The 6997-nt window shown below is 70.6% G+C and carries 8 protein-coding genes; 5 read left to right on the top strand and 3 right to left on the bottom strand.

The features are described 5' to 3' along the window. The coding region (locus G6018_RS03480) for a glycoside hydrolase family 25 protein (RefSeq protein ID WP_182638740.1) at positions 1-821 on the bottom strand (821 nt) is incomplete at its 3' end. Positions 822-1025: 204 nt separating this feature from the next. On the opposite strand from G6018_RS03480, the gene G6018_RS03475 reads away from it, so the two are divergent. Then, positions 1026-1298, top strand: a complete 273-nt coding sequence (locus tag G6018_RS03475; protein ID WP_179523592.1) for a hypothetical protein — start codon at positions 1026-1028, stop codon at positions 1296-1298. An 18-nt stretch (positions 1299-1316) separates the two neighbouring features. On the opposite strand, the gene G6018_RS03470 is transcribed toward G6018_RS03475, so the two are convergent. Then, a complete protein-coding gene (locus G6018_RS03470) occupies positions 1317-2006 on the bottom strand; it encodes a pentapeptide repeat-containing protein (RefSeq protein WP_179523591.1) in 690 nt (229 codons plus the stop codon). 26 nt (positions 2007-2032) lie between these two features. After that, positions 2033-2458 (bottom strand): hypothetical protein, encoded by a 426-nt coding sequence (locus tag G6018_RS03465; protein ID WP_179523590.1) that lies wholly within the window; start codon positions 2456-2458, stop codon positions 2033-2035. A 123-nt stretch (positions 2459-2581) separates the two neighbouring features. On the opposite strand from G6018_RS03465, the gene G6018_RS03460 reads away from it, so the two are divergent. The 4 genes from G6018_RS03460 to G6018_RS03445 are packed head-to-tail and all read left to right on the top strand — an operon-like array spanning position 2582 to position 6932. After that, on the top strand, positions 2582-3094 hold the full coding sequence (locus tag G6018_RS03460) for a DUF4395 domain-containing protein (RefSeq protein ID WP_179523589.1): 513 nt from the start codon (positions 2582-2584) through the stop codon (positions 3092-3094). A 48-nt stretch (positions 3095-3142) separates the two neighbouring features. After that, positions 3143-3742: a hypothetical protein gene (locus G6018_RS17090; RefSeq protein WP_206682377.1), complete on the top strand. Its 600-nt coding sequence runs from the start codon at positions 3143-3145 to the stop codon at positions 3740-3742. Positions 3743-3777: 35 nt separating this feature from the next. Then, entirely contained in the window at positions 3778-5799 is a 2022-nt protein-coding gene (locus tag G6018_RS03450; protein ID WP_182638738.1) for a M13-type metalloendopeptidase, read from the top strand. 41 nt (positions 5800-5840) lie between these two features. Beyond that, a complete protein-coding gene (locus G6018_RS03445) occupies positions 5841-6932 on the top strand; it encodes a diacylglycerol kinase (protein WP_182638736.1) in 1092 nt (363 codons plus the stop codon). Positions 6933-6997: the final 65 nt, after the last annotated feature.

Below are 6997 nucleotides of genomic sequence, written 5' to 3'. Positions count from 1 at the left end.
GGCTCGGGTGCCGGCGGGGGTGCCGGCGCCTCGCCCGGCGTGACGGGTCCCATCCACGCCCCGAGCTCCTCGCGCGTCCCGGCGAAGACGTTGAGGTCCACGGGGCCGGCGAAGCCCGGCACCTCGCCGGTCTCCGAGTTCTGCCAGAACAGCCACTCGCTCCAGCCACCGATCACGGGGAGCGTGGGCTCCGGCACCCCGTATTCGGCCAGCCACAGCGGGTACTCGGAGAACCGGGTGGTGTTGGCCATCCGGTCGATCCAGAAGAAGCGGTACGTGTAGATGATCGGGGTCCGCCCGGTGAGGTGCTGGAGTTCGGTGAGGAAGACGTGCGTCCACTCGATCAGCTCCTCCGGGTTCTTGCCCTCGTCGGTCTCGATGTCGAGCACCGGCGGCAGCTGGGCGCCTCCCACGGACTGCAGGCGGGTGGCGAAGGCGCGGGCCTGGACCGCGGGATCCATCGCGGGGCGGGCCTTGTGGTAGCTGCCCACGGCCATGCCGGATGCCCGGGCCTGCTCGACGTCGGCCTCGTAGTAGCGGTTCGCGGGGCCGGTGCCCTCGGTGGCCTTGATAAAGGCGAAGGACTGGCCGGACGCGGCGGCCGCGTGCCAGTCGACCGGCGCGCCGTGCGGGTGTTGCCAACTCGAGGAGTCGACGCCGCGGGCCAGGCCGTCGAAGACGGGGGAGAGGGGGATGACGGCGTCGGCCCGGGGGGATATGACGACGACGAGGAGTCCGAGAGCCAGGGCCGCCGCGGAGGCGAGGGCCACGAGAAGGCGGGGGAGAGGGGCACGGCGGGCTGGCTGACCGGCTGGTGTCATGGGGTGAGTATCAATTAGTAACACCTGTCACACAAGCAACTCGCGCAACTTCGCTGGGATTTCTTCGCCCAGCACCGGCGCGACGGGGGTGGCGTGGGTCACGGATCCGTCACAACCGGTAACACGCTGTCCCACTGGTGCGATCAGGTGTTTTCCCACCTCTATTGTTGGAGTCGCCCCACCGTTCCAGTCGGGAGTCCCCTCGTGTCCGATGCAGTAGATTGTTCTACCCCTCGCTACCGTCACGACCTCGTCGCCGAAGTCGACGGTCCGGCCGATGACGCGGTTCTCGAGGTGTCCGTGGTCGAGAAGGCGGTGCTCGACGAGAACGGTGCCGGGCGCGGGGTGCCCGAGCTCGTCCTGCGGACGGGTGTCGACGGCATCGCGCTCACGGATCGCGACCAGGTTCTCCGTCTCCAGGCAGTGATCAACCGGGCCGTCAACCAGTGGCGCGACGCCGCCTCGCACCTGCCCTGAGCGCTCGCTCGATCCCGCCTACTCGACCCTGATCCCCGCTTCGCCGATCAGTGCCAGTCCGACCCCGACGACCTGCTCCGGCGAGATGATCGCCCCCCGGAGCGCGGACGCCCCCCGCACGTCCTCCAACTCGGCACCCCTCAGGTCCGCCGCGGTGAACGTGGCCCGGTCGAGGCTCGCGCCCCGCAGGTCGGCGCCGTCCGTCGACAGGTCCGCCACCCGCGCCTCCAGCAGGTCCGCCTGCCTGCAGCGGGTGGCGGACAGGCGCACCCTCTGGAGCCGGGCCATCCGCAGGTTGATCATGTCGGCGTGGCAGTCCTCGAAGGACACGTCGGTCAGTCTGGCGTCGGACAGGACCAGGCCGGTGAGCCGGCACCCGGTGAATCTGACCCGGGTGAACGTGGCCCCGTCGGCGACCATCCCGGACAGGTCGCAGCCGCTGACCACGACGTCGGTGAGGCGGAGCGAGTCGGCCCTGGCGCTGCTCAGTCTGATGCCCTCCAGTGTCGACTCTCGGATCTCCGCGCCGCCGATCAGCGCCGCGCCCTCGTCGGGGGAGGGGGCGTCCTCGGCGGTGGCACACACGCCGTCCCACAGCCCGTCCGGTTCGAGTTCGGACCGCGGCGACTGGAGTTGCTCCCGCCGCGGCAGTGACGGGGCGGCGGGCGGTCGGGGTGAGCCGGATCGGCGTCTGAGCGGTGGGGGCACGGCCGTCAGCCTAGGTGCCGGGTACGTCAGTCGAGATCGCAGAGGCGGGCGAACTGCACCCACTGGGCGTCGACGGCCGAGGGGTCGGGGGCGGGTTGGACGACCAGGCCCGAGATCCGGCTCGCCACGGCGGACAGGGCGTTGTCCTCGACTCCGTCGGCCAGGCGCCGCACCTCCTCGGAGCCGACTCCCGGGTCGACCTGACCGGTGACCAGCCTGTGGACCGGCCCGGCCAGGACCTCACACCCCGGTGTGGCGTCCGGGCCGGGGGAGGGGGCGGGAGTCCCGGCGGCGACGCTCGGTGTCGTGGTGGGGGCAGTGCCCGGTCCGGTGGTGGTCGTGGGTGATTCACCCGGCGTCACCTGCCCGCAGGCGCCGACGGCCAGGGCGAGGCCGAGACCCGCGACGATCGCACGGCCGGGCTGAAGTGCCGCTGCTCTCCGGTGCGCCATGCTCCGCAGGATAACCGGGCTGGGACTTTCGCGGGTTCAGGCGTACTCTCGGGGCATGGGTAGACAGATCTGTCTATGCAGAGTGGCGGTACGGACGGTACCGAGAGGTCGAGGAGGTCGGTCATGAGCCTGCGAGAGGTGTTCGCGTTCCCTGAGGTCGTCAACGACTATGCCGCCCGGTGCACTGCCGGGCTCGTCGTGACGCTCGCGGTGGTGACGATGCTCGCGCCGCCGCCGGCGCAGACCTGGCTCGCCGCGGCACTGGTCGTCGGCTTCGCCCTCCGGGTGGCCGGAGGGCCGCGGTACTCACCGTTCGGCAGGCTCTCGGTGCACGTACTGGCCCCCAGGGTCAGCTCCGAGCCCAAGCTGGTCGCGGGTGCACCTAAGCGGTTCGCCCAGACGATCGGCCTGGTCATGTCCTCGGTCGCGCTCGGGTTGTTCCTGGGCGGGTTGACGGGGGCGGGGGTCGTGGTCCTGGGCGTGCTGGTGGCCGCCGCCCTCGCCGAGGCGGCCCTGGGGTTCTGCCTGGGGTGCTGGATGTACGGCCAACTGCAGCGGGTCGGTGTCGTGTCGGAGGACGCCTGCGTCGACTGCGCCGACATCTGGGCCCGGCCCGGGATGACCGCGCGCAACTGAGACCTGCTCGCAACCGGGACACCGTCACTCCGCGTTACTGTGGAGGACATGACTTCCCCGTCCGAGAACCACGAGTCGTACGGCGACGACCCCCGGGGCCACGGCTCGGCGTACGGCACCCCGTCGGACTCCGGCGACCGGTTCTCTCCCTACGGGACGCAGTCCTACGAGAGCCCCTCGTTCGGGCACCAGCAGTTCGACCAGCAGCAGTTCGAGCAGCAGCCGTTCGAGCAGCAGCCCTACGGCGCCCATTTCTACGGGGCCCAGCCGTTCGGGACTCAGCCTTATGGGACGGAGCCCTACGGCACGCAGCCCTACGGCACGCAGCCCTACGGCGTGGAGCCTTACGGCGTGCAGCCCTACGGCTCACCGGGCTATGGCGCGATGCACCCGTACGCGCCGGCCTACGGGGCGTCGCGCAAGGAACCGGCGCTCTCGCTGGTGTTGTCCTTCTTCCTGCCCGGGCTGGGCACGCTGATCAACGGCCAGGCAGGCAAGGGGATCGGCATCATGGCCGGCTACTTCCTCGGCATCCTGCTGTCCGTGGTCCTGATCGGGATCCCGATCATGCTCGGGTTCTGGGTCTGGGGGATGGTCGACGCCTATTCGGGCGCCAAGGAGTACAACGCCCGGAACGGCTTCTACTGAGAGACCGGTCGCCGGACCTTCCGTAACCTGGTCGCATGACAGCGACCGAGATCACCACGACCGACGACTCGCGCCCCTCGGGCCTCGACCTCCAGTACGTCGACCGGGACGTCCGTCCCCAGGACGACCTCTACCAGCACGTCAACGGCACCTGGATCCGCGATCACGTGATCCCCGCGGACCGGCCCATCGACGGTGCCTTCCTCGCCCTGCGCGACCTGTCCGAGGAGCGGGTGCGGGACATCATCACCGACGCCCCCGTGGACTCGCGGATCGGGGCGTTCTACGCCTCCTTCATGGACACCGACGCGGTCGAGGCCGCGGGCGTCGCCGCGCTCGCCCCCGACCTGGCGGAGATCGACGGCGCGACCGACGCCGACTCGCTGGCCCTGGCCATGGCGCGGCTGGAGAAGGTGGGCGTCGGCGGTCTGATCGGCGCCTACGTCAACAACGACGCCAAGAACTCCACCGAGTACATCCTCTACCTGGTGCAGTACGGCATCGGACTGCCGGACGAGTCCTTCTACCGCGAGGATCAGTACGCGGAGCTGCGCGACCAGTACACGGATCACATCGCGCGGATGCTCGTGCTCGCGGGACTGTCGGGAGACGAGGACGCCCGCACCCGCGCCGAACGGATCGTCGCGCTGGAGACCCGCATCGCCTCCGCGCACTGGGATGTGGTGGCCCGCCGCGACGCCGACAAGACCTACAACCCCGTCACCTGGGACGAGCTCCCCGGCCTGGCGCCCGGATTCCCCTGGCACGACTGGGCCCGTGAGGTGGGCGGCTCGGAGGAGACCTTCGGCCGCGTCGTGGCCATGCAGCCCGACTTCCTCACCGCGGTCGCCGAACTGTGGTCGACCGAACCACTGGAGACGTGGAAGGAATGGCTGCGGTGGCGGGTCCTCGGCTCGCGCGCGCCCTACCTGACCAGCGACCTGGTCGAGGAGGACTTCCGCTTCTACGGCACCGCGATGTCCGGCACGGAGGAGATCAAGGCCCGGTGGAAGCGGGGCGTCGCCGCGGTCGAGGCGGCCCTCGGCGAGGAGGTGGGTAAGGAGTACGTGGCCCGCCACTTCCCACCCGGCCACAAGGCCCGGATGGTCGAGCTGGTGGAGAACCTCACCGCCGCCTACCGCTACTCCATCGCGCGGTTGCCGTGGATGACGCCGGAGACCCGCGAGCGGGCGCAGGAGAAGCTCGAGGCGTTCGTGCCCAAGATCGGCTACCCGGAGAAGTGGCGCGACTACTCGGCGCTCGAGGTGCGCCCGGACGACCTGCTGGGCAACGTGCGGCGGTCGGCCGAGTTCGAGCACCGCTACGAACTGGGCAAGCTCGGCGGCCCGGTCGATCGCGGCGAGTGGCACATGACCCCGCAGACGGTCAACGCCTACTACAACCCGGTGATGAACGAGATCGTGTTCCCGGCCGCCATCCTCCAGCCCCCGTTCTTCGACGCCGACGCCGACGACGCCGCCAACTACGGGGCGATCGGCGCGGTGATCGGTCACGAGATCGGCCACGGGTTCGACGACCAGGGGTCGAAGTACGACGGCGACGGCAACCTGGTGGACTGGTGGACCGACGACGACCGCTCGGCGTTCTCCACCCGCGTGGACGCGCTGATCGACCAGTACCAGGGCCTGACCCCGGACGGTCTCGACCCCGCGAAGGACCACGTCAACGGAGCCTTCACGGTGGGGGAGAACATCGGCGACCTCGGCGGGCTGACCATCGCGCTGCTGGCCTACCGGCTGGCGCAGGGGTCGACAGGGGAGGGCTCCGACGTGCAGCCGGCGGAGGGGACGGAGGTGGGCCCCGAGATCGACGGGATGACCGGCATCCAGCGGCTCATCACCTCCTGGGCCATCGTGTGGCGCACCAAGACCCGCGCGGAGGAGGCCGCCCGCCGGTTGGCCGTGGACCCGCACTCCCCGCCGGAGTTCCGCTGCAACCAGGTGGTGCGGAACCTCGACGACTTCCACGCCGCGTTCGGGGTGACCGAGGGCGACGGGCTGTGGCTCGCCCCCGAGGAGCGCGTGAGCATCTGGTGAAGGGGCCCCGCCGGCTCCGGCCCGGTCGTTAGGGTTCACCCATGACGAGCCGGGATGTACCGATCAGGGTCGTGGAATGGTCGACGGGCTATCTGGGCAGGATGGCGGTCGAGGCCGTCGACGCCCGGCCCGAGCTGGAGCTGGTGGGCGTCTTCGTCTCCGATCCCGCGAAGGTCGGCGTCGACGCGGGCCGGCTCGCCGGTCTGGACCGGGATCTGGGGGTGATCGCGACCGACGACCGGGCGGCACTGCTCGCTCTCGACCCGGACGCGATCGTGTACACCGCCGAGACCGAGACCCGCTTCATGCCGGCGATCGAGGACTTCCGCGGCTTCCTGCGCGCGGGTATCGACGTGGTGGCCTCCGGCCCCGTCCTGCTCCAGTACCCGCACGGGACCCTCCCGGAGGAGATGATCGCCCAACTCGTGGACGCCGCCCGCGAGGGTGGCGCCACGCTGCACGTCAACGGCATCGACCCGGGATTCGCCAACGACGTCCTGCCGCTGGTCATGACGAGCCTGTCCCGGCGCATCGACCTGATCCGGGTGGGCGAGATCGCCGACTACTCGGTGTACCACCAGGGCGAGACCATGCGGCGGCTGTTCGGCTTCGGTCGGTCCATGGACACCCTGCCGCCACTGCTCCGACCGGGGATGCTCGCCGCGGGCTGGGGGTCGGTGGTCCGTCAGCTCGCCGCCGCGTTGGAGGTGACGCTCGACGAACCGCTGGTCGAGCGCCACGAGCGGCTTCCCGCAGATCGGGACCTGTCGCTGCTGGCGTGCGAGGTCCCGGCCGGGACCCAGGCGGCGCTGCGGTTCGAGGTGGTGGGACAGGTCGACGGCGAGGACCGCATCGTCCTGGAGCACGTCACCCGCACCGCCGTCGACCAGGCACCGGACTGGCCCCGCCCCGACCACGGGGACGGGTGCTACCGCATCGACATCCTCGGTGAGCCGGCCATGCGCGTGGAGTTCACCCACCACGCCGAGCACGGCGACCACAACGAGTCCGGCATGCTCGTCACCGCGATGAGGCTGGTCAACGCCGTCGAGGCCGTGGTCGCGGCGGAGCCCGGTCTGGTATACGCAAAGGACCTGCCGATGATCACCGGGCGTGGCTTAATGAAGAGATGAACATAATCGGTGCCGCCCGCGCCGCCCGTGCCGCCCGCGCCGCATCGGCCTCGCTGGCCGCGGCA

It is taken from the genome of Dietzia sp. DQ11-44 (assembly GCF_014145205.1).
Taxonomy (GTDB): Bacteria; Actinomycetota; Actinomycetes; order Mycobacteriales; family Mycobacteriaceae; genus Dietzia; species Dietzia natronolimnaea.
This window is presented reverse-complemented; position numbering and strand designations above follow the sequence as displayed.

Coding starts and splice junctions, on each gene's coding strand:
- G6018_RS03465 (WP_179523590.1), bottom strand. CDS start 2,458: ATGGCGCACCGGAGAGCAGCGGCACTTCAGCCCGGCCGTGCGATCGTC.
- G6018_RS03460 (WP_179523589.1), top strand. CDS start 2,582: ATGAGCCTGCGAGAGGTGTTCGCGTTCCCTGAGGTCGTCAACGACTAT.
- G6018_RS17090 (WP_206682377.1), top strand. CDS start 3,143: ATGACTTCCCCGTCCGAGAACCACGAGTCGTACGGCGACGACCCCCGG.
- G6018_RS03450 (WP_182638738.1), top strand. CDS start 3,778: ATGACAGCGACCGAGATCACCACGACCGACGACTCGCGCCCCTCGGGC.
- G6018_RS03445 (WP_182638736.1), top strand. CDS start 5,841: ATGACGAGCCGGGATGTACCGATCAGGGTCGTGGAATGGTCGACGGGC.